Origin of the sequence: Tardiphaga sp. 215_C5_N2_1 (assembly GCF_052076055.1) — a bacterium.
In the GTDB taxonomy this organism is placed as follows: domain Bacteria; phylum Pseudomonadota; class Alphaproteobacteria; order Rhizobiales; family Xanthobacteraceae; genus Tardiphaga; species Tardiphaga robiniae.
Genome location: NZ_CP197240.1, coordinates 1138808 through 1158944, shown reverse-complemented (window position 1 = coordinate 1158944; position 20137 = coordinate 1138808). Strand labels below are relative to the sequence as shown.

Sequence of the window (20137 nt, the reverse complement as noted above, 5' to 3'; positions counted from 1 at the left end):
GTGACAGCCTCTATCCATTACGGAACGCGTAGCCGTATCCATTCAGCGCCGGCGCGCCGCCGAGATGTGCATAGAGCACCTTGGATCCTTCAGGGAAGTAACCCTTCTGCACGAGGTCGATCATCCCCTGCATCGATTTCCCTTCATAGACAGGGTCGGTGATCATGCCCTCGAGGCGCGCGCAGAGACGGATGGCGTCCTTGGTCTCTTCCGACGGCACGCCGTAAACGGGATAGGCGTAGTCCTCGATCAGCACCACATCATCCTCGACGAGGTCTTTGCCTAATTTGACCAGCTTGGCGGTGTCCTGCGCGATCTGCAAAACCTGCGCCTTGGTCTGGGCCGGTGTGAAAGATGCGTCGATACCAATGACCCTGCGCTGGCGGTCGTCCTTGGCGAAGCCTACCAGCATGCCGGCATGGGTTGAACCGGTCACGGTGCAAACGACAATGTAGTCGAATGCAAAGCCGAGCTCCTTCTCCTGCGCCCGGACTTCTTCGGCAAAGCCGACATAACCGAGACCGCCGAATTTGTGCACGGACGCACCGGCCGGAATGGCGTAGGGTTTGCCGCCCTTGGCCTTCACATCCTCGATCGCCTCTTCCCAGCTATGGCGGATGCCAATGTCGAAGCCTTCGTCGACGAGCTGCACATCCGCGCCCATGATCCGGCTGAGCATGATGTTGCCGACACGGTCGTAGACGGCATCCTCATGCGGCACCCAGCTCTCCTGCACCAGCCGGCACTTCATACCGATCTTGGCCGCAACGGCCGCGACCATGCGTGTATGATTGGACTGGACACCGCCGATCGATACCAGCGTATCGGCGTTCGAGGCGATGGCATCGGGGATGATGTATTCGAGCTTGCGCAGCTTGTTGCCGCCATAGGCCAGACCGGAATTGCAGTCCTCGCGCTTGGCGTAGAGTTCGACCTTGCCGCCGAGATGGGCCGAGAGCTTCTCCAGCTTCTCGATATAGGTGGGTCCAAAGGTGAGCGGATAGCGTTCGAAGCCTTCGAGCATGTGACACCTGTTGTCGTGAAAACTGGCGCTACAGCTAGCATTTTCGGTGCGGAAGGTGCTTTCAAATATATGGCTATGATCTGCTATATATCGTACCATATCCATTCAAACTGGAAGTAAGACGCATTAAATTCCAAAAATTCGGAAGATTCTTTCATGGCAGAAGATCTGGATAAAATCGGACTTCGCATGCTCCATTTGCTGCAGAAAGACGGGCGTCTGAGCAATGCCGATCTGGCGGCGAAGGTGAATGTCAGTCCCGCCACCTGTCATCGCCGCACGCAGCAGCTGTTTGACGAGGGCTATATCAGGAATACGCGCGCCATCATTGCGCCCGAGAAGGTCAACCGCGGCGCGCTGGTCATGGTCGGTGTCGTGCTCGATCGCTCGACGCCGGAAAGCTTTGCAGTGTTTGAAAAGGCGGTGGCCAAACTGAAATTTGTTCTCGATTGCCACCTGGTCGCCGGCGACTTCGACTATTTCCTAAAAATCCGCGTCGGCGACATGGCCGATTTCAATCGTATCCACGGCACGCAACTCATCGCACTGCCCGGCGTCCGTCAGACCCGAACCTTTTTCGTTATGAAAGAGGTGGTGGACAATGCGCCGCTAGACTTTTGAACCCGGCGTCGTCCTCGTACCCGGCAACGCCTGGCCGTCCTAGCCGACCGGCTTCGCATATTGTTCGTCGCTGACCTTTTCCATCCAGTCTGCCGTCTTGCCGTCGAGCGCTTCCTGCATGGCGATATGGGTCATACCCGTCGTTGGCGCCGCGCCGTGCCAGTGCTTCTCGCCCGGTGGAATCCAGACGGTGTCGCCCGGCTTGATCTCGACAACCGGCTCGCCCTCGGTCTGGAAACGTCCGACGCCGGCGATGACATAGAGCGTCTGCCCGAACGGGTGGGTATGCCAAGCCGTGCGTGCGCCGGGCTCGAAGCTGACGCGGAATGTCACAAGCCGCGCCGGCGCTTCGGCGACAATGACCGGGTCCTGCCAGACCGTGCCCGTGAAGTATTCCTCTGGCGCCCTTTTGGTCGGGCGCGAACCTGCGGGGAAAAGCTTCATGGCACGGTCTCCAATCTCTGGCCCTCATGGTGAGGAGGCGCGCAGCGCCGTCTCGAACCATGAGGGATGAACACTCCCTCGCCCTTCGAGACGCGGCCAAGCGGCCGCTCCTCAGGATGAGGGTATTGAGTTGGTTGATTACTTCTTCGACGCGGCGTAGCGCGCCTTGGTCTCGGCATTCATCGGATACAGGCCGGGCAGCGTGGCGCCGTTGTTCACCTCATTGACGATCCAGGCTTCCATGCGCTCCTGCTCGGCGCCTTCGGCGAGGATGAGATCGAGGAACGCCTTCGGAATCACGACAGCACCGTCCTGGTCGGCGACGATGACGTCGTCCGGGAAGATGGCAACGCCGCCGCAGCCGATCGGTTCACCCCAGCCGACAAAGGTCAAGCCGGCAACCGACGGCGGGGCGGCATAACCGTCGCACCACACCGGCAGATTGGTGCCGAGTACGCCTTCGATGTCGCGCACCACGCCATCGGTGATCAGCGCCGCCACGCCGCGCTTCTGCATGCGGGCGCACAGAATGTCGCCGAAGATGCCGGCGTCGGTGATGCCCATGGCATCGACCACTGCGATGCAGCCTTCCGGCATGGCTTCGATGGCGGTGCGGGTCGAGATCGGCGACGACCACGATTCCGGGGTAGCGAGATCCTCGCGCGCCGGCACAAAACGGAGAGTGAAGGCCGGACCGACGAGACGGGGCTGACCGGGGCGCAGCGGCTTGGCGCCGCGCAGCCAGACATTGCGCAGGCCCTTCTTCAGGAGAACGGTGGTGATGGTCGCGGTGGTGACCTTCGACAGGGTGGCAATGGCTTCGGGTGTCAGGGACATACGCAGGGCTCTTCAGGTCAGAGGGTGCAGGACGTTGGACTTACGGCGGCGCATCTTGCGGTGGAATGCCAGCGCGTCAAGGGCTGCCGTCTCAAAGCGCCATGCAATGTGACGAAACCTCTGCGATCAGCACGGCTTATCGCCAACATGCGTATTAATTTATTGAAGATGCACGGCTATTTTCAGATTGCGAATTCCACTCGCTGGTAAAACGCGCTATGCATGATTGTCCAATACTGACGTTGTGAGGCCATGGTCGCAGCTCTCTCCCCGCCCCGCATCCTCCCCAGTGGCGATGCTGCCATCACCGTCGAATTCAGCCGCACCATCGACGAGGAAGCCAACCGCCGGGTGCTGGCGCTCGACAAATTCGTCGCGTCCGCCGGCCTTGCTGCCGTCACCGAAACCGTGCCGACCTATCGCTCCCTGCTGGTGCATTACGATCCGCTGCAGATCGGCTTCGACGCTTTGGGTGAGAAACTGACCGAACTGGCGCTGCAGCCGCTGCCCGAGGCCAAGGCGGCACGGCGTTGGCGCATCCCCGTCGCCTATGGCGGCGAAAACGGCATCGATCTCGAAGACGTCGCAAAGGCGCTCAACATCACGCCGGACGAAGTGGTCGCACGCCATGTGGGCGGCGACTACAAAGTGGCGATGATCGGCTTCACGCCGGGCTGGTCCTATCTCAGCGGGCTGCCGAGCTCGATGCAGATGTCGCGCCGGCAGAATCCCCGGCTGCTGACGCCGCCCGGCACGATCTCCATCGGCGGCATCCAGACCGGCGTGCAATGCCTCGCCGGCCCGAGCGGCTGGCATCTCTTAGGGCGGACCGCCGTGCGCACTTATCAGCTTGGCCGCGATCCGACATTTCTTCTGGAGCCTGGCGATGCCATCACCTTCGCCGCCGTCGACGAGAAGACCTTTGCCGAGCAGGGCCGCGCAGCCGAAGCCGGTGCATTCGTCGCGGAGCTGATCGCGTCATGAGCAAGCTCATCGTCACATCAGTCAGTCCCGGCACGTCGGTGCAGGATGTCGGTCGCTTCGGCGCGCAGCGCTATGGTCTGGTGCCATCGGGCGCCGTCGATCGACTGGCAATGGCCGCCGCCAATGCCCTGCTCGGCAACACGCTGTTCGCAGCCACCATCGAACTCGGCCCGCTCAATTCAGTCTTCACCGCCAAAGGCGGCGCCGTGCGTGTTGCACTCACCGGCGCGACGCGGCCGGCCGATATCGCGGGCACGCCCTTCAACGTCAATACCTCCGTCACGCTGGCCGATGGCGAGAGCCTCAATCTCGGCGTCGCCCGCGCCGGCACCTTCGGCTATCTCGCGATCGAAGGCGGCGTGCGCGGCGAGCCGATGTTCGGCAGCCTGGCCGTGAACGCCCGCGCCGGTCTCGGCAGTCCCTATCCGCGCCCGCTGCAGGCCGGTGACGAATTGCTGGTGGCGGCTGCAAGCAGCGCCAACGAGAAGCGCATCGACCTACCCGCGCCGGTCGAGGGTCCGATCCGCGTGGTGCTTGGACCGCAAGACGATGAATTCGGTGACGCCAAAGAATTGTTCCTCAGCAGCGAGTGGAAGATCTCGGCGACCAGCGACCGCATGGGCTATCGCCTTGAAGGCCCCGTCATCAAACATCTGCACGGGCACAACATCGTTTCCGACGGCACCGTGAACGGCTCGATCCAGGTACCTGGCAACGGCCAGCCCATCGTGCTGATGCCCGACCGTGGCACATCAGGCGGCTATCCGAAAATCGCGACCGTGATCTCGACGGATATCGGCCGGTTCGGCCAGACCCAGCCGGGCCGCGCTTTCCGCTTTAAAGCCATCACCATGGCCGAGGCGCAGGCGGAATATCGCGCCTTCGCCGAACTGCTGCAGAGCCTGCCCGGCCGTGTCCATGATTCCAACATCCTGATGCTGGACATCAAGGCGCTGCTATCGGCCAATGTCGCTGGCACCGCAGTCAGCGCGATCGACGTCGAGACGTGGCAGGCGCCGCAGCCGGCAGACGCGCAAGACTGATTTCGAACCCTATTTACGAAAGAGCACGACCATGGCCACCATCGATCTGAACTGCGACCTCGGCGAAAGCTTCGGCATGTGGGAGATGGGCAACGACGCCGCGATGATCGACCTCGCGTCCTCGGTGAACATCGCCTGCGGTTATCACGCGGGCGACGCCGACGTGATGCGCAAGACCGTGCAGCTTGCGAAAGCGCGCAATGTCAGGATCGGTGCCCATCCCGGCTATCGCGATCTGCATGGTTTCGGCCGCCGCCCTATTGTCGGCCTCACCGCACTCGAGATCGAGAACCTGATCGCCTATCAGATCGGTGCATTGCAGGCGATTGCCGCCATGGAAGGCTACAAGGTCACTCATGTGAAAGCGCACGGCGCGATCTCCAACGTCGCCTGCGAGGACGACATGACCGCCCGCGCCATCGCCGCCGGCATCAAGGCCGTCGACCGCAACCTAACCTTCGTGGTGCTGGCGAATTCCAAGCTCGTGACCGCAGGCGAAGCCGCCGGACTCCCGTTGGCACATGAAGTGTTCGCCGACCGCGCCTATGAGGACAACGGCAATCTCGTCTCGCGCAAGAAGCCCGGTGCGGTACTGCATGATCCGGTGATGGTTGCCGATCGTGTGGTGAAGATGGCACAGACCGGCGAAGTCATCTCGATCACTGGCAAGGTGATCAAGATGAAGATGGACACGGTGTGCATTCACGGCGACACGCCTGGTGCGGTGGAGCTGGGACGGCACGTGCGCGATGGACTGAAGGCGGCGGGAATCGACGTGGCGCCGTTCAAGACGGCGCTTTAAGCCCACTCGTCATTCTGGGGCGCGTGCATCTTCGCACGCGAACCCGGAATCCCGACATGTTCATCACTTCCAGATTCCGGGTTCGCCCGCGCAAGGTGCGCGGCCGCCCCGGAATGACGAGGTTGGGGCTACCGATCGTTCAACATCCCCTCATGTGGCAGTCCCTCGATCGGACATTCCTCGACACCGACCGTCGGCCGCGTGAAGGCCTCGACATTCTCCCGCGCCTTGTCGGGATTGTTGACCCAGTTCGCGTAGAAATCGAACGGACACGCCGCGACGCCTTTGTTGCTTTCGCCGGAATTGATCGTGCCGGTGTAGCCGCGATGCAAGAGCTTGAAGAGATGGTTCTCCGACTGCCCGGTGCGTCGCGCGTCGCGGATCAATGATTTCGACAGTGCCGCATATTGAATGCCGTAATCTTCCTCGCCGCATTCGCCGAGCGTGCGGCCATCGAAACCGATGATCGCCGAATGGCCGAAATACGAATAGACGCCGTCGAAGCCTGAGGCATTGGCAACGGCAACATAAGTATTGTTGGCCCAGGCCATCGCCTTGGCCATCAGCACCTGCTGATCCTTGGCGGGATACATGTAGCCCTGACAGCGCACGATCAATTCGGCGCCCTTCATGGCGCAATCGCGCCAGATCTCGGGATAGTTGCCGTCGTCGCAGATGATCAGCGAGATCTTCAGTCCCTTCGGCCCCTCCGACACATAAGTGCAATTGCCGGGATACCAGCCTTCAATGGGCACCCATGGCATGATTTTGCGATATTTCTGAACGATCTCGCCCTTGTCGTTCATCAGGATCAGCGTGTTGTACGGCGCCTTGTGCGGATGCTGCTCGTGCCGCTCGCCGGTCAGCGAGAACACGCCCCAGACCTTGGCCTTGCGGCAGGCCTCCGCGAAAATCTCGGTTTCCTCGCCGGGTACGATCGAGGCGGTCTCGTACATTTCCTTGGAGTCGTACATGATGCCCTGGGTCGAATATTCCGGGAACACCACCAGATCCATGCCGGGCAGACCGATCTTCATGCCGACGATCATATCGGCGATCTTCTGCGCATTGGCGAGCACCTCGGCCTTCGTGTGAAGCCGCGGCATCTTGTAATTCACGACGGCGACGCCGACCGCGTCCTTGCTGGATGAAATATCGCCGTGATGCATCTGCGCTGGTCTCCGTTGCCGGGCGATGGTGGGCCGACGGAGGGAGACCGGGAATACGTGGATTTACGGATGTGCGGGTTGTGGCTCTGGCGACAGCGAGACGTCCTCGATGCAAACACCGTCATGGCCGGGCTTGTCCCGGCCATCCACGCCTTTACTGCTTGCGGCACAGACGTGGATGCCCGGGACAAGCCCGGGCATGACAGAGTTTAAGTAGCAATTGCCGGTCCGGATCGAGAGTCTACAGGCCCGCACCCTTCCCGATGGCATCGTTGAACGATCGATCCACGATCGCATTGGCATCGAGCTTCTGCTTGATCAGTCCGCTGCGCAAATAGAGATCGATGGTCTTCTGCTCATCCGCGGCGACGCCATCGTCGATCGGTGCAATGCGGATTTTTGCGCGTGTCAGCCAGTTCAGCGGCACCGACGGCGCCACGTTCATCAGCTTGCCCCAGGTCTGCGCATAGGCGTCCGCGTTCTTCAGCGCCCAGGCGCGGGCTGCGGTAAGGCGGCGGAGGTAGTCCTCGAGTTCGGCGTGCTTGTCGCGGATCGCATTCGGCGTCGCCACGACAAAGCTCAGCCCCGATGTCAGGCCCTCGGCATTGAGCAGGACGCGCGATTGGAACAGCACCTCTTCCTGACTCACGTAAGGCTCCCAGGTCGACCACGCATCGACTGAGCCGCGGGTATAAGCGACCTTGGCGTCCGACGGAGCGAGGAACACGATCTGCACATCGTTCGCAGTCCAGCCCTTCTGCTCCAGCGCGGCGAGAATGAGTTGATGCCCGATCGAGCCGCGGCCGGTGGCGATCTTCTTGCCCTTCAGATCGTCGAAGCTCTTGATCGTCGAGTCCTTTGGCACCAGCACGGCAAGACCGTCGCCAGTCTGCCGGATCGCGCCGATTGCCTTGACCGGCACATTGGCCGCCGCGGCAAAGGTGAAAGGCGCATCGCCGACCAGCCCGCTATCGAGCGCGCCGGCACCGAGCGCCTCCAGCAGCGGCGCTGCCGCGGCGAATTCCTTCCACTCGATCTTGTAGGGCACATCCTTGAGCACGCCGGATGCTTCCATCACGGCGCGCGCATTGCCCTTCTGGTCGCCGACGATCAGCGTGGTCTCGGCGTGGGCGGAAGTGGCAAACGCCGCGAGGATCAGGCCGGCGGCGAGGACAAGCCGTTTCATGCTGCGACAACTCCCTTGGCGGCGTCACGCGCCGCAATCAGTTCGCGGGTGCGCGGGATCAGTTCGCGGCCGTAATCGATGGCGTCGATCAGGGGATCGAATCCGCGGATCAGGAAATGGCTGACGCCAAGATCGTAATAGTCGGCGAAGACTTCGGCGACCTGTTCGGGCGTTCCGACCAGCGCGGTGGTGTTGCTGTTCGCGCCGGTGAGCGCCGCCATCTCAGTCCACAGCCGCTTGTCGATGCGGGTGCCCTGCTCGGCCAGCGCCAGCAGACGCTTCGCGCCGGCGGTAGCGTGGCCATCGGCCGGCTTGCGATAGCCGGTCTTGTCCTGCAGCGCGGTGGCGCGGGCGAGAATGTCATCGGCCTTGGCCCAGGCTTTCTCCTCGGTCTCGGCAATGATCGGGCGCACCGACAGGCTGAAGCGCGGCACCGGGCGGCCATACTTGGCCGCAGCGGCACGCACACGGCCGGTGACGTCGCGCACCTGCGCATAGGATTCACCCCACAGCGCAAAGGTGTCGGCATGCTTGCCCGACACGTCGATGGCCGCATCTGACGCGCCGCCGACGAAAACGTGGATCGGTGCCGTTGGCTTCACCTGCGAGAACCCGCCCTCAACCTGATAATACTTGCCGGCATAGTCGAATGGTTTCTCGCTCGTCCATTCCTGCTTGATGATGTCGAGCCATTCGCTGGTGCGCGCGTAACGCTCGTCCTTGTCGTCGAGCGTATTGCCGTCCTGCCGCAGCTCCTTGGCATTGCCGCCGGTGATGACATGCAGCGAGACGCGGCCATGGTGGAAATTCTCGATGGTAGCGAGCTGGCGCGCCAGCACCGTCGGTGCGGTGAAACCCGGACGCTGCGCGATCATCACCTTCAGCTTTTCGGTGACGCCGAGCGCATGCTGGGCGACCTGAAGGCCGTCCGGCGAGGTCGAATGGAAGGCGAGCAGCGCGCGATCGAAGCCGGCGAGTTCATGCGCCTTCGCGACGGTTTCGATATAGCTCGGATCGAGCACCGGGCCGGAGCGGACGCGGGTTTCGGATGCGTCATTGTTGGTGATGAAGCCGATGAATTCGACGGACATGGGTCTCTCCACTTCCTGCTGTTGTTCAGATGCCGAGCGCGATGCGTCCGGCGGAAATCCTGGTGCTGTCGTCCTGCGGCGTGTGCACGCGGCCACACAGCACGTCGCGATAATGCCGCTCCAGCGGATTGGCGCGGGTCAGTCCGTGATTGCTGGTCAGCGACAGCGCATCTTCGACGACAGCCACGGCATTGTTGGTAACCGTCAGTTTGAGGATATTCGCCTCGACCGGCGTCAGCGTAACACCGTCATCGATGTCGCGTGCAAAGGTCTCGAGCAGGCGCGCATTCACCGCGAGCTTCGCCTCGATGCCGCCCACGATCTCTTGCGCCCGCGGCAGCGTCGCGAGCGGTGCGCCGAGGCTCGACGGCGTGCGGGTGTTCAGAAAGTCGATCAGCCAGTCACGCGCCGCCCGCGCAACGCCGTCATAGACGGCCCCGACGAGCACGGCCTGGATGGTCGCCTGCGACACATCCGGCGCGCCCCACTCGCCGGGACGGCGAACGTCCACTTCATGGTCGAGCGGAACGAGTACGTCGCCGAACACGACGTCATGGCTGCCGCTGGCGCGCAGACCGAGATGATCCCAGGTCTCGACGATCTCGGTGCCCGGCAGACCCGCCGGCACCAGAAAGACGCCGACCCGTACGTCGGGCTCGTCCGTCTTGGCCCATACAGTGTACCATTTGAGGATCGGCGCACCGGTCGAATAGATCTTGCGGCCGGTCATGCGCCAGCCTTCGGCCGTGCGCTTCGCTGTGGTTTGAGGCAGACCGCCCCGCGATGGCGATCCCTGATCGGGCTCGACGCGCAATGCGTTGATCAGCGCCAGACCATTCACGGCGTCGCGCGACACGCGCTGCGCCAGATGCGCAGGCCAGTTGCCGTTCCGCGTAATGACCAGATGGTGGATATAGTGCATCGCCAATACAAGCGCGGTCGCGGCATCGGCCTTGCCGACCGCGTTCACGACGCGCGTAGCCTCGCGCACCCCGGCGCCCGCGCCGCCCAGCGCCTTTGGCACCGGTAGCGCCAGCAGGCCCGCCTCGGACAGTTCCTGAAAATTCTCGAATGGAAAACTTGCCGCACGATCATGCGATGGCGCGCGTTCCGCAAAGCCCGGAACGAGCAAATTAACTCTGTCGATAATGCTGGGAACCGCGTCCATATCGTATTGCTTTCGGCTTCTCTAACCCTAGAGAATGCCGTTCGGCAGGCGTTACAAGCGGTACCCGGAAATAACGACAGCGGGACTGATGAGCCTCAGACCCACAGGTGAAAATTCTCTCCGGTGACCTCAGGCGAGAATTTTATTCGCGCGTTTTTGAAGCCCGATTCAGGAATCTGCCGCCCTGCCCCGACTGCCGGCGATATGGCTCGTGAGCTTCTGCGTGACCTCGCGCCGCAACGCGTTGAATTCGGGCGATGCGACGTCGCGCGGGCGCGGCAGGTCGATCTCGATTTCGCAATCGATCCGGCCCGGCCCCGCCGACATCACGATCACGCGATCTGCCAGCATCACGGCCTCCTCGACCGAATGCGTCACGAAAATCACCGTGAGACCGGTGGTGCGCCAGATCTCGACGAGTTCCTCCTGCAGCTTGCTGCGCGTCAGCGCATCCAGCGCACCGAACGGCTCATCCATCAGCAGCACGTCGGTGTCATTGCTCAGCACCCGCGCGATGGCGACGCGTTGTTTCATGCCGCCGGAGAGCTGGTGCGGATAGCGATCGGCGAAGGCGGTCAATCCGACCATGGCCATGAATTTGTCAGTGAGCTCGCTCACGAGTTTGGTGGCAAGACGACGATGCTTCGGGCCGAAGCCGATATTGTCGCGCACAGTCAGCCACGGAAACAATGCGTAATCCTGAAACACCATGCCGCGATCCGGGCCCGGCTTGTCGACCGGAAAGCCGTACATAGTCACGGAACCCTGCGTCGCCTTCTCGAAGCCGGCGACGATGCGCAGCAATGTGGATTTGCCACAGCCGGACGCGCCGAGCAGGCAGACGAATTCGCCCTTGCGGATGGTGAGATTGACGCCACCAAGCGCTTCGACCGGGCCGTTGGAAGCCTGATAGATTTTCCCGACGTCGCTGACCTCGAGGATATCAGGCGCAATTGTGGTTGGTCGATCAAGCATGATGCTGTGGGCTCCAGCGAAGGAAGTAGTTGCTGAGCATCAGCAGGACGCGATCCGACACGAAGCCGGTGATGCCGATGATGATCATGCCGGTGATCACGAGATCGGTGCGCGACAGTGTGCGGCCATCCATGATGACGGCGCCGAGGCCTTCGGGCACACCGGTCATCTCGCCGACTACGATCAGAATCCAGGCGAAACCGGCACCGAGACGAAGGCCGTTGAAGATGCTCGGTAGCGCTGCCGGTAAAACGACGGAGCGGAACTGCTGCGCGCCGCTGCAGCCGAGCATCTCCGCGGCTTCAAACAGCCTGATATCGACGGAGCGTACGCCGAACACCGTATTGAGCAGGATCGGGAAGAACGCGCCGAGGAACACCAGGAAGATCGCCGCGCGCGGACCGAGACCAAAGAAGATCATCGACAGCGGCAGCCATGCCGTCACCGGGATCGGTCGCAGCAGCGACAGCGTAGGGTCGAGTAGCTTGCGTAGCAACGGCATGCGTCCGATCATCAGCCCGAGCGGAATGCCGACCGCCGCCGCACAGAGAAAGCCGCCATAGACACGCTGCACGCTTTTCCAGAAATGGATCGGCAGGCTGGCGCTGTAGGCGTCGTCATAGATTCCGCCGAAAGCGAAATCCCACATCATCACGGCGACGCCATAGGGCGACGGCACCAGCCGCGTGCCGGTCCAGCGCACCATGACATCCCAGACCACCATCAGGCAGACCGGCACGATCAGCGCGAGCGCGACTGCGCGCGCACGCTGCACGCCCTGCCCGCGCTTCCCAGCCGCAGCCACCGGCGGGATTTCCGCTGCCGGCGTAAGCTGGACCCTGTTGGACGTGTCGTCCGTCATGCTTTGCAGGCTCACGACGCGCTCACGTGGCCGCCAGTGCCTTCACGAAGCTCGCATCGATGAAGGTTTTATAGTCCGGCAACTGCCGGATCTGCTTCTTGGACAGCATCTGGCCGCCGTAATATTCCGCCTGCTTCATGAACTGGTCGTCGATATTCCAGGTCAGCTCCACATTCGGTGCGGCCTTCTCGATCGACGGCTTCTGCTGGCCGAGCTTCTGCATGGCGATGGCGATGAAGGCCTCGCGGTCCTTCATCGCATATTCGCTGGCCAGGCGGTGGGTCTTGAGCAGCGCCTTGACGAGCTCGGGGTCTTTCTCGATCAGTTCGCGGCGAGTGGCCAGCACCATGTTCAGCGAACCGGTCGGCGTGGTGTAGGGATATTCGACGATCTGGCCGACGCCATTGGCGAGGCTGATGCCCGGGCCGGGCTCGGCGCCCACATAGGCGTCGATGTCGCCGCGGGCGAGCGCCGGCGCCATGTCGCTGAACGACAGACGCACGGACTCGACGTCCTTCACCGTCATGCCTTCGGCGGAGAGACGATCGAGGATCACGACTTCCTGGGTCGAGCCCGGCAGGATCGCGACTTTCTTGCCCTTCAGGTCCTTGATCGTATTAATCCCGGAATCCTTCTTGGCGACGACCGCCATGCCACGATTGCAGGCAGACGCGATCACCACGATCGGCTCGCCATTGGCGCCGCCGAGCGTCGCCGCGGCAAAACCGAAGATGCCGAAATCGACAGTGCCGGTCACGACGGCGTTCTTGCCGTCGGTCGGGGTTTCGAACGGGATCACCTCGAACTTGACGCCATCCGGCGCGAATTTCTCGTAGAAATACGGCGTGACGCCGTGAATGAGCTTCAGCGTTCCGATCTTGACCACGCGGTCGGCGGCGAAGGCCTTGATGCTGGTCGTGGACAGCGCCGCGGCAATGGCCGTCAGGCGGATGAAATCACGTCGGTTGGTGCTGTACATGTCATTCCCTTGGGCTGAACCGTGTGCCAGCCCAAAAGGAATGCAATAACCATGCCTCGTATACAGCTATCGGTGGAGCGTGCCCTCGCCCGCAACGGACCATATTCGGGACGAGCTCACCACGTCGCGTCCAGCCCGAGCAGTCCCAGGATCTGCCGTCGCAGCTCGGCCAGATGCGGATCGCCGCGATGGCGCGGATAGGGCCGGTCGACCGTGATATCCGCCGTTACCCGCGCGGGACGATCGCTGAACACGATGACGCGGTTGGCGAGAAACAGCGCCTCCTCCACGTCATGGGTTACCAGCAGTGCCGTGAAGCCGTTGCGCTGCCACAGCGAGACCAGCTCGGCCTGCATGGTGATGCGTGTCAGCGAATCCAGTTTGCCAAGCGGCTCATCCAGTACGAGGATACGCGGATCGTTGACCAACGCCCTTGCAAGCGCGACACGCTGTGCCATGCCGCCCGAGAGCTGATGCGGATAGGCTTGCTTGAATGCGCCGAGGCCTACGAGATCGATCGCGGCATCGACGCGGTGACGCTGCGTCTTGAGTACGCCCTGCGCTTCCAGCCCGAGCGCGACATTGTCCCACACCGTCCGCCACGGAAATAGCGTCGGATCCTGAAACACCACGACGCGGGACGGATAAGGTCCGGTGATGGCAACGCCATCTTCTTCCAGCGCGCCGGCACGCGGCGGCTCGAGACCCGCCACCAATCGCAGCAACGTGGACTTGCCGCAACCGGAGGGGCCAAGCAGCGCTACGAACTCGCCGGGCGAGACACTGATGCTGACGTCGTCGAGCACCGGCAGCACGCTGCCGTCGATATCGAAGGCGTGGCTGACACCCTTGATGTCGAGCGACGCGCCGGTCGCTACGGGCTGAAACGGCTTTGCCAGAGCTACCATTTGACGACACCCTTCTGCCAGACCAGCAGGCGGTCGCGCACCTTGAACAGCAGCGTGATCGCGCCGGAGCAAAGCAACGACATCACGATCAGCGCCGCATACATGTTGTTGTAGGACGCCCAGCCCTGCGCCCATTGCAGATAGAAGCCAAGCCCGGCCTTGACGCCGATCATCTCGGCCACGACCAGCACCGCGAAGGATGCGCCGAGCCCCATGAACAGACCGACGAACACATGCGGCAGCGCCGCCGGGATCGCGACCTTGGTCACCAGGAAAGACGGTTTTGCGCCAAGCGTTCGTGCGACGTCGTAATAGGCGGTGCTGACGCTGGCCACGCCCGACCAGGTCAGCACTGTCACCGGAAAGCCGGTGGCCAGCGCGATCAGAAACGTGCTGGCGCTCCAGGCGGACGGGAACGTGAAGAACGCAATCGGCAGCCAGGCAGTCGCCGGCAATGGTCCGATGAAGCGCAGGATTGGATGCACCCAGTAGCCCGCGAGCCGCGACCAGCCGATGGAGACGCCGGTGAGGAAGCCTACGACCGCGCCGATGAAGTAGCCGCCAAGCTGCAGCTTCACCGAGGCGAAGGCGCTGTCGAGCAGTTTCGGCAGGTCGTCGGTATAGACCTCGACGATGGACTGCGGTGGCGGAAAGAACGGCAGCGGCAGCCAGCCGAATTTCGCCGTCGCAAGCTCCCACAGCGTCAGGAACGCTCCCAAGGCAAACAGCCAGGGCGCGCGTCGCTGCACGCCGTCGCCGAACTTGCCGAGCGCTGCCTGCGCTGTGGTTGCAATCGCGATGCCGCCAGCAATCGCGAATGCCGTATAGGCCACTGCTTCGGTGCGTGGCCAGTCGCCGATATCCGGCCATCGCAGGCACGACAGGCCGAAAGCCAGCCAGGCGAGCCCTGCCCCGATCCCCGTGATGCTGAAACGAAGCTTGTTGACGAATTGAAGTCCACCATCGCCAGCAATAAGCGCGGTCTCGCGGTCACCGCCAAGCGATGAGATCTCAGACGCGGAATACGTCGGCATAGATGCGCTCCGCGAATTTGGTGGTGTCGGTTGACGGCTTGAACACGGAAACCGTCTTGAGATCGTCGGCGTAGGATTTCAGCTCGCGCTTCAGCGCATCGCCGACGGGATGGTGATGATGGGTGTGATACTTCACCATGCCCAGCAGATCTTCGATGGTCGCATTCTTCGGCGCATAGGGCTGGAACGACTTCGCCGCCTTCTCCGGATTTTGCGACGCGAACATCGCCGCATCGAGCAGCGCCTGCGTCAGGCCGCGTGCGACCAGAGGATCGTCACGCAGCAGGCTGCCACGCACGCCAACGATGCAGCAACTGATATCCTTGTAGGGGCCATCGAGATTGGAGCCGACTTCCTTCAGTTCGCCGTCCTTGAGCCAGAGATAGGCCAGCGGATCGGAGGCGAGCCCGATCTGTGCCTCGCCCTTCTCCACAGCGAGCCGCACCAGGTTGCCGGGATATTGCCGCCACTCGATGTCCTTATCCGGATTGAGTCCGGCCTTGGCGAGCTGGATCGAGAAGAAGTTCTTGTCGGGCCCGGCCATATCGCCGACGGCGATCGTCTTGCCCTTGAAATCCGCAACGCTCTTCACCTCCGACTTCGCCGGCGCCAGCGCGCGCAGGCAGCCGCCATGGGTCCCGGCGACGATCTTGACGTCGAAGCCCTGCTCCAAGGGCTTCAGCCAGCGCAGTGCCATACCCAGGCCCGCATCGGATTTTCCGGTGGCGATGGCTTCGAGCAATTGATCCGTCGAGCCACTGTAGTTGACCAGCTCGACATCGAGATTCTGCTTCTGGAAAAAACCGTGATCGATGGCGACCGGCAGCGGCGCAAGGCAGACCGCGCCGGCATTCCAGGAGAGCTTCAATTTGCGCGGTGCACCGGTGAGTGCGGGCGCCTCCGATGCGGTCCTGCAGATCGGAAACTCGGAAAAATCGATGGGTGACGCCTGCCGGAACGGAAAGGCCTGCGCGCCCCATACGCCGAGTGGCGCCGCCAATGCGGCTGCAGCGCCGCCGCGCAGCAGCGACCGGCGATCCATCAGCGGCTTGCGGTTGTGATCATCGTTCGACATCTGGTCTCCTTGCGATCGGCACAGCGCTGCCCATGGCCACAACGCATGGTGTTGCGGCTCGCGCTGATGCGATGGTCAATGTGTTGAGTGGAAGCTCAGCCGTGAGAGTCCGACGACTCCCGCCCCTGTGATTTCAATGGTACGAGGATGCGCAGCGCGGCGGCTTCGGTCAATAAAATGGAATTTTGAATGTCGCGCAGGATGGAGAGATTATCTCCAATATCCAGGGCCGTTGAGGAGCAAGCTATTTCGCAGCGAAGAAGCATTCTCTGCTTACTGGCTAATACAGAACAGACCTTCTCGATATCGCCCCGAGCGCCCTCTCTCACAGCCGTCATTGCGAGCGCAGCGAAGCAATCCAGTCTTCCTTCGCTTGTAGCTCCTGGATTGCCGCGACGCTTCGCTCCTCGCAATGACGACTGAGGGGGCAGCGTACCTTCAATATACGTCGAGCTGAAACCGCCCCTTCTTCTTCAACTCGCTGACGAACATCACCGCTTCATCAGTCGAACGCACGCCATGCTGGGCGGCGATGTCGACGAGCGCTCGTTCGACATCCTTCGCCATCCGCTTGGCATCGCCGCAGACATAGACATGGGCGCCTTCGGCGAGCCAAGTCCAGACGTCGCGGCCGACCTCGCGCATGCGATCCTGCACGTAGAACTTCTCGCCGGCGTCACGCGACCAGGCGAGCGACAACCGTGTGAGGAAGCCTTCGGTCTTCATGCCATTGAGTTCGTCGGCATAGAAGAAATCCGAGGCGCTGCGCTGATGGCCGAAGAACAGCCAGTTCTTGCCCGGCGCCCTGGTGGCCTTGCGGTCGTGCAGGAACGCCCTGAACGGCGCGATGCCGGTGCCCGGCCCGACCATGATGATCGGCGTCTCCGGATTTTCCGGCAGCGCAAAGCCATGCGCCTTCTGGACATAGACCTTGAGCTCGTCGCCGGGCTGGATGCGATCGGCGAGGAAGCTCGAGGCCAGACCATGGCGCTTACGCTTGCCGACCATATAGCGAACGATATCGACGGTGAGCGACAACCGGCCCGGCGTCGCATTGTGCGATGACGAGATCGAGTAGAGCCGCGGCTGCAGCGGTTCCAGCGCTTCGATGAAAGCTTCCGGATGCGGACGCACGCCGGAGAATTTCTGCAGCGCAGCCATCACGTCGAGTGTCGCGGCATCGCCATCTGGGTCCTCGCCCTGTGCCAGTGCGCGTGCCTTGGCGCGCTGCGCCCCGCCGGTGAGATAGGACATCAGCTCGAACAGGCTGTCCGGCGCCGGGGCCAGCGAGACGTCGTATTGCAGCACCTCGCGCAGCGTCTTGCCGCGCACTTCCGTCATATGCGACGCGCCGAGCAGAGCGATGATCTGGTCGACGTGACCGAGATCGTTCGATGCAAAGATGCCGAAACTGTCGCCGACGACGTAATCGAGCCCGCAGCCCGACAGATCGAAATCGATATGCCAGGTCTCCTTCTCGGAGCCTTTGCCGTTGAGCAGGCGGCGGCCGAGAAACACCGCGGGTGCGGGATTGTCGCGCGAGCGTCCGAGCGTCGACGGATCCGGTACAGCAACTTCGGCCGGCTCCGCAGCAGTCGTCGCTGCTGCCGCGGGCGCAGCACCGGCCGGTGCTTTGTCGAGCTCTTCATAGAGCGACTTCAGCATCCGCGCGGTTTCCTTGCCGCCCGGCACGCACAGGTTCAGCCGCGCCTCGGCTTTCGAGGCAATCGCGTCGGAATAGTCGTTGCAGTTATAGCCGCACTGGCCGCAGTCCTGCTGCGCCATCGCCGCCATCATCTTGCGACGAACCGGCTTGCCTTCGGCGAGCTTCATGCGATCGGCGATCGGCATGGTCTGGTCATGCCACGGCGCGCCGTCGTCTTCCTCCATGATCGCGGCGCCCTGCTCGGCAGAGAGCGGCGTCGCCGGCGCATCGGACAGCAGGCCGGCGAAGAAGCCGTTCAGCCAGGAGCGTTGCGCTTCCGAGAACGGCGCAGACGCAGGAATGATCTCGAGTTTGGGCGGCGGCGTCATCTGGTTCATGCGGACACCTGTTCATCAGCGAGCTTACGCAACGAAGTCGCGTCGTGACGGCGCGAGAAAGTGAGGAACGTCTCGTCCGGCGACGCGCGGTGGGCGAGATAGGCTTTCAGCAGCCGCTCGACGACGACAGGCGCGTCCTCGGACTTCACGTTCTGATAGACCTCCTGCCCGACATCGGCCTGCGGGCCGAAGCCGCCGCCGGTGAAGATATGGAAGCCATCCACGGTGTCGTCGCTATCGTCCAGCGCCACGCGCGCGCCGATCATGCCGATGTCGCTGATGTAATGCTGCGCGCAGGAATGATGGCAGCCGGTGAGATGGATGTTGATCGGCGTATCGACCTCGACGCGCGTATCGCACCATTCGGCGATGTTTGTTGCCGTGCGTTTGGTATCCGCATTGCCGAACTTGCAACCGGCGCGACCGGTACAGGCGATCAGGCCGGCGCGGATCTCGGTGGTCTTGATGGCAAGGCCAAGGGCTTCGATGGCCGCAGTCGCCAGCGCGACATTCGCGTCTTTCACACCAGGAATGAGCAGGTTCTGCCACACCGTGAGGCGGATATCGCCGTCGCCGAGATCGGCCGCAATCTTCGAAAGCCCCCGCATCTGATCGGTCGTCACCTTGCCCAGCGGCAACACGACGCCGATCCAGTTCAACCCATCCTGCTTCTGCTTGTGCACGCCGATATGCGCCGTGCGGTCGAAGCTTGGGCGCGGCAGCAACGCGTCCTCCGGAACGCGGGTAAACGGCGCGCCGAGCTTCTCCTCGACGATGGTCAGAAACTTCTCCATGCCCATGCCGTCGATCACGTATTTCAGCCGCGCCTTGAGACGATTGGTGCGGTCGCCGAGATCGATGAAGACGCGCACGATGGCGTCGGAGACCTTGGTGGCGTCCTCCGGTCTCACGATGATGCCGGTATCGGTGGCGAAATCCTTGTGGCCGGTGATGCCGCCGATGCCGAGTTTGAACCAGACGCCGGGCGCGACGCCGAAGCCATCCTTCACTTCGACGGCCTGAAAGGCGATGTCGTTGGTGTCCTCCAGCACGGCGATCTTGCCGGCGCCGTCGAAGGCAACGTTGAATTTGCGCGGCAGGCCGGTCAGCGTGCGGTCATTGAGGATGTGATAGTGCCACTCGCGCGCACAGGGCCGCGTGTCCAGCAGTTCCTGCGGGTCGATGCCGGCGGTCGGCGTGCCCGTGACGTTGCGGATGTTGTCGGCCCCGGAGCCGCGTGAGCACAGACCGAGATCCTGGATACCCTCGATCAGTTTCACCGCATTTTTCGGCGGAATCTCGCGCACCTGCAGATTGGCGCGCGTGGTCACATGCGAGAACGGACCGCACAACTCGTCACTGAGATCGGCAAGACCCGCAAGCTGCCAGTGCTTCATGATGCCGTTCGGGATCCGAAGCCGGCACATATAGGAGTCCTGCGTTGGACCCACATAGAAGATGCCGTAATAGCGCCAGCGGAAATTGTCGGCCGGCGATGGCCGCGCATCGATGGCGGCCTGATCGCGCAGCCGCGGATAGGCGTCGAAGGGATGTTCCTCGCGCTTCCATTTCTCCTGCTCGACCAGCTTCTTGCCTGACGCGATGGTGCGATCCTGCGCCTTGATATGCGGCGCATCCGGTCCGGTCGGCTCCGCATTGGCCTTGGCTGACGCGCCGCCGCCGAGGCCCTTGCCGACGCGGCTGATCTGCAGCCCGGTCGAAAAGCCTTCGAGGTAGCGCTTCTGTTCGTCAGTAAAGTCGATGGAGAGCGTTTCAATTTTCATGCGGGACGAAGCTCCTGCGGGCCACAGCGTGGCTTCAACGGGGATAAGGATCGCGGACCGCACAGGCTCAGGTCAGCGCGTCGCGCCGGCTTGAATTCTGGAAGCGAT

At 62.6% G+C, this 20137-nt stretch carries 19 protein-coding genes; 4 read left to right on the top strand and 15 right to left on the bottom strand.

Going from position 1 to position 20137, the window contains the following annotated elements:
- Nucleotides 1–10 precede the first annotated feature (10 nt).
- On the bottom strand, nucleotides 11–1024 hold the full coding sequence (locus AB7828_RS05355; RefSeq protein WP_231080706.1) for a 1-aminocyclopropane-1-carboxylate deaminase: 1014 nt from the start codon (nucleotides 1022–1024) through the stop codon (nucleotides 11–13).
- Nucleotides 1025–1180: 156 nt separating this feature from the next.
- Here AB7828_RS05355 and AB7828_RS05350 point away from each other — a divergent pair, with 156 nt between their 5' ends.
- Nucleotides 1181–1645, top strand: a complete 465-nt coding sequence (locus AB7828_RS05350; RefSeq protein ID WP_320444130.1) for an Lrp/AsnC family transcriptional regulator — start codon at nucleotides 1181–1183, stop codon at nucleotides 1643–1645.
- Between the two features lie 39 nt (nucleotides 1646–1684).
- Here AB7828_RS05350 and AB7828_RS05345 read toward each other — a convergent pair whose 3' ends face one another.
- Together AB7828_RS05345 and AB7828_RS05340 are read right to left on the bottom strand one after the other, a co-directional pair.
- Complete coding sequence (locus AB7828_RS05345) at nucleotides 1685–2089, bottom strand: (R)-mandelonitrile lyase (RefSeq protein WP_089264362.1); 405 nt, start codon at nucleotides 2087–2089, stop codon at nucleotides 1685–1687.
- Between the two features lie 138 nt (nucleotides 2090–2227).
- On the bottom strand, nucleotides 2228–2926 hold the full coding sequence (locus tag AB7828_RS05340; RefSeq protein WP_089264363.1) for a ribonuclease activity regulator RraA: 699 nt from the start codon (nucleotides 2924–2926) through the stop codon (nucleotides 2228–2230).
- Nucleotides 2927–3178: 252 nt separating this feature from the next.
- Between AB7828_RS05340 and pxpB the strand changes: the two genes are divergently transcribed.
- From pxpB to AB7828_RS05325, 3 genes are read left to right on the top strand one after another with little or no spacing between them, the layout of a single operon-like run.
- The gene (gene pxpB / locus AB7828_RS05335) at nucleotides 3179–3910 is read left to right on the top strand and encodes a 5-oxoprolinase subunit PxpB (RefSeq protein WP_441229593.1); all 732 of its coding nucleotides are present in this window, start codon (nucleotides 3179–3181) and stop codon (nucleotides 3908–3910) included.
- A complete protein-coding gene (locus tag AB7828_RS05330; protein WP_441229592.1) occupies nucleotides 3907–4953 on the top strand; it encodes a biotin-dependent carboxyltransferase family protein in 1047 nt (348 codons plus the stop codon). Before pxpB ends, AB7828_RS05330 begins: the two co-directional genes overlap by 4 nt.
- 31 nt (nucleotides 4954–4984) lie before the next feature.
- Entirely contained in the window at nucleotides 4985–5755 is a 771-nt protein-coding gene (locus AB7828_RS05325; protein ID WP_068731711.1) for a LamB/YcsF family protein, read from the top strand.
- 128 nt (nucleotides 5756–5883) lie between these two features.
- On the opposite strand, the gene AB7828_RS05320 is transcribed toward AB7828_RS05325, so the two are convergent.
- The 12 genes from AB7828_RS05320 to AB7828_RS05265 form a co-directional block, all read right to left on the bottom strand.
- Entirely contained in the window at nucleotides 5884–6924 is a 1041-nt protein-coding gene (locus AB7828_RS05320; RefSeq protein WP_093758599.1) for an aliphatic amidase, read from the bottom strand.
- 241 nt (nucleotides 6925–7165) lie between these two features.
- Entirely contained in the window at nucleotides 7166–8110 is a 945-nt protein-coding gene (locus AB7828_RS05315; protein ID WP_441229591.1) for an ABC transporter substrate-binding protein, read from the bottom strand.
- Nucleotides 8107–9201: an LLM class flavin-dependent oxidoreductase gene (locus AB7828_RS05310; RefSeq protein WP_441229590.1), complete on the bottom strand. Its 1095-nt coding sequence runs from the start codon at nucleotides 9199–9201 to the stop codon at nucleotides 8107–8109. Before AB7828_RS05310 ends, AB7828_RS05315 begins: the two co-directional genes overlap by 4 nt.
- A gap of 25 nt (nucleotides 9202–9226) precedes the next feature.
- Nucleotides 9227–10369, bottom strand: a complete 1143-nt coding sequence (locus tag AB7828_RS05305) for an acyl-CoA dehydrogenase family protein (protein ID WP_441229589.1) — start codon at nucleotides 10367–10369, stop codon at nucleotides 9227–9229.
- Between the two features lie 168 nt (nucleotides 10370–10537).
- Entirely contained in the window at nucleotides 10538–11344 is an 807-nt protein-coding gene (locus tag AB7828_RS05300) for an ABC transporter ATP-binding protein (protein WP_441229588.1), read from the bottom strand.
- The gene (locus tag AB7828_RS05295; RefSeq protein ID WP_441229587.1) at nucleotides 11337–12206 is read right to left on the bottom strand and encodes an ABC transporter permease; all 870 of its coding nucleotides are present in this window, start codon (nucleotides 12204–12206) and stop codon (nucleotides 11337–11339) included. The genes AB7828_RS05300 and AB7828_RS05295 overlap by 8 nt, the downstream gene beginning before the upstream one ends.
- 22 nt (nucleotides 12207–12228) lie before the next feature.
- Entirely contained in the window at nucleotides 12229–13185 is a 957-nt protein-coding gene (locus tag AB7828_RS05290; protein ID WP_441229586.1) for an ABC transporter substrate-binding protein, read from the bottom strand.
- 116 nt (nucleotides 13186–13301) lie between these two features.
- On the bottom strand, nucleotides 13302–14093 hold the full coding sequence (locus tag AB7828_RS05285; RefSeq protein WP_441229585.1) for an ABC transporter ATP-binding protein: 792 nt from the start codon (nucleotides 14091–14093) through the stop codon (nucleotides 13302–13304).
- Nucleotides 14087–15127: an ABC transporter permease gene (locus AB7828_RS05280; RefSeq protein WP_441229584.1), complete on the bottom strand. Its 1041-nt coding sequence runs from the start codon at nucleotides 15125–15127 to the stop codon at nucleotides 14087–14089. The genes AB7828_RS05285 and AB7828_RS05280 overlap by 7 nt, the downstream gene beginning before the upstream one ends.
- Entirely contained in the window at nucleotides 15105–16202 is a 1098-nt protein-coding gene (locus tag AB7828_RS05275) for an ABC transporter substrate-binding protein (protein WP_441229583.1), read from the bottom strand. Before AB7828_RS05275 ends, AB7828_RS05280 begins: the two co-directional genes overlap by 23 nt.
- A gap of 438 nt (nucleotides 16203–16640) precedes the next feature.
- Complete coding sequence (locus AB7828_RS05270) at nucleotides 16641–18245, bottom strand: sulfite reductase subunit alpha (protein WP_441229582.1); 1605 nt, start codon at nucleotides 18243–18245, stop codon at nucleotides 16641–16643.
- The gene (locus AB7828_RS05265; protein WP_441229581.1) at nucleotides 18242–20029 is read right to left on the bottom strand and encodes a NirA family protein; all 1788 of its coding nucleotides are present in this window, start codon (nucleotides 20027–20029) and stop codon (nucleotides 18242–18244) included. Before AB7828_RS05265 ends, AB7828_RS05270 begins: the two co-directional genes overlap by 4 nt.
- Nucleotides 20030–20137 lie beyond the last annotated feature (108 nt).

Coding starts and splice junctions, on each gene's coding strand:
- AB7828_RS05355 (WP_231080706.1), bottom strand. CDS start 1,024: ATGCTCGAAGGCTTCGAACGCTATCCGCTCACCTTTGGACCCACCTAT.
- AB7828_RS05350 (WP_320444130.1), top strand. CDS start 1,181: ATGGCAGAAGATCTGGATAAAATCGGACTTCGCATGCTCCATTTGCTG.
- AB7828_RS05345 (WP_089264362.1), bottom strand. CDS start 2,089: ATGAAGCTTTTCCCCGCAGGTTCGCGCCCGACCAAAAGGGCGCCAGAG.
- AB7828_RS05340 (WP_089264363.1), bottom strand. CDS start 2,926: ATGTCCCTGACACCCGAAGCCATTGCCACCCTGTCGAAGGTCACCACC.
- pxpB (WP_441229593.1), top strand. CDS start 3,179: ATGGTCGCAGCTCTCTCCCCGCCCCGCATCCTCCCCAGTGGCGATGCT.
- AB7828_RS05330 (WP_441229592.1), top strand. CDS start 3,907: ATGAGCAAGCTCATCGTCACATCAGTCAGTCCCGGCACGTCGGTGCAG.
- AB7828_RS05325 (WP_068731711.1), top strand. CDS start 4,985: ATGGCCACCATCGATCTGAACTGCGACCTCGGCGAAAGCTTCGGCATG.
- AB7828_RS05320 (WP_093758599.1), bottom strand. CDS start 6,924: ATGCATCACGGCGATATTTCATCCAGCAAGGACGCGGTCGGCGTCGCC.
- AB7828_RS05315 (WP_441229591.1), bottom strand. CDS start 8,110: ATGAAACGGCTTGTCCTCGCCGCCGGCCTGATCCTCGCGGCGTTTGCC.
- AB7828_RS05310 (WP_441229590.1), bottom strand. CDS start 9,201: ATGTCCGTCGAATTCATCGGCTTCATCACCAACAATGACGCATCCGAA.
- AB7828_RS05305 (WP_441229589.1), bottom strand. CDS start 10,369: ATGGACGCGGTTCCCAGCATTATCGACAGAGTTAATTTGCTCGTTCCG.
- AB7828_RS05300 (WP_441229588.1), bottom strand. CDS start 11,344: ATGCTTGATCGACCAACCACAATTGCGCCTGATATCCTCGAGGTCAGC.
- AB7828_RS05295 (WP_441229587.1), bottom strand. CDS start 12,206: ATGACGGACGACACGTCCAACAGGGTCCAGCTTACGCCGGCAGCGGAA.
- AB7828_RS05290 (WP_441229586.1), bottom strand. CDS start 13,185: ATGTACAGCACCAACCGACGTGATTTCATCCGCCTGACGGCCATTGCC.
- AB7828_RS05285 (WP_441229585.1), bottom strand. CDS start 14,093: ATGGTAGCTCTGGCAAAGCCGTTTCAGCCCGTAGCGACCGGCGCGTCG.
- AB7828_RS05280 (WP_441229584.1), bottom strand. CDS start 15,127: ATGCCGACGTATTCCGCGTCTGAGATCTCATCGCTTGGCGGTGACCGC.
- AB7828_RS05275 (WP_441229583.1), bottom strand. CDS start 16,202: ATGTCGAACGATGATCACAACCGCAAGCCGCTGATGGATCGCCGGTCG.
- AB7828_RS05270 (WP_441229582.1), bottom strand. CDS start 18,245: ATGAACCAGATGACGCCGCCGCCCAAACTCGAGATCATTCCTGCGTCT.
- AB7828_RS05265 (WP_441229581.1), bottom strand. CDS start 20,029: ATGAAAATTGAAACGCTCTCCATCGACTTTACTGACGAACAGAAGCGC.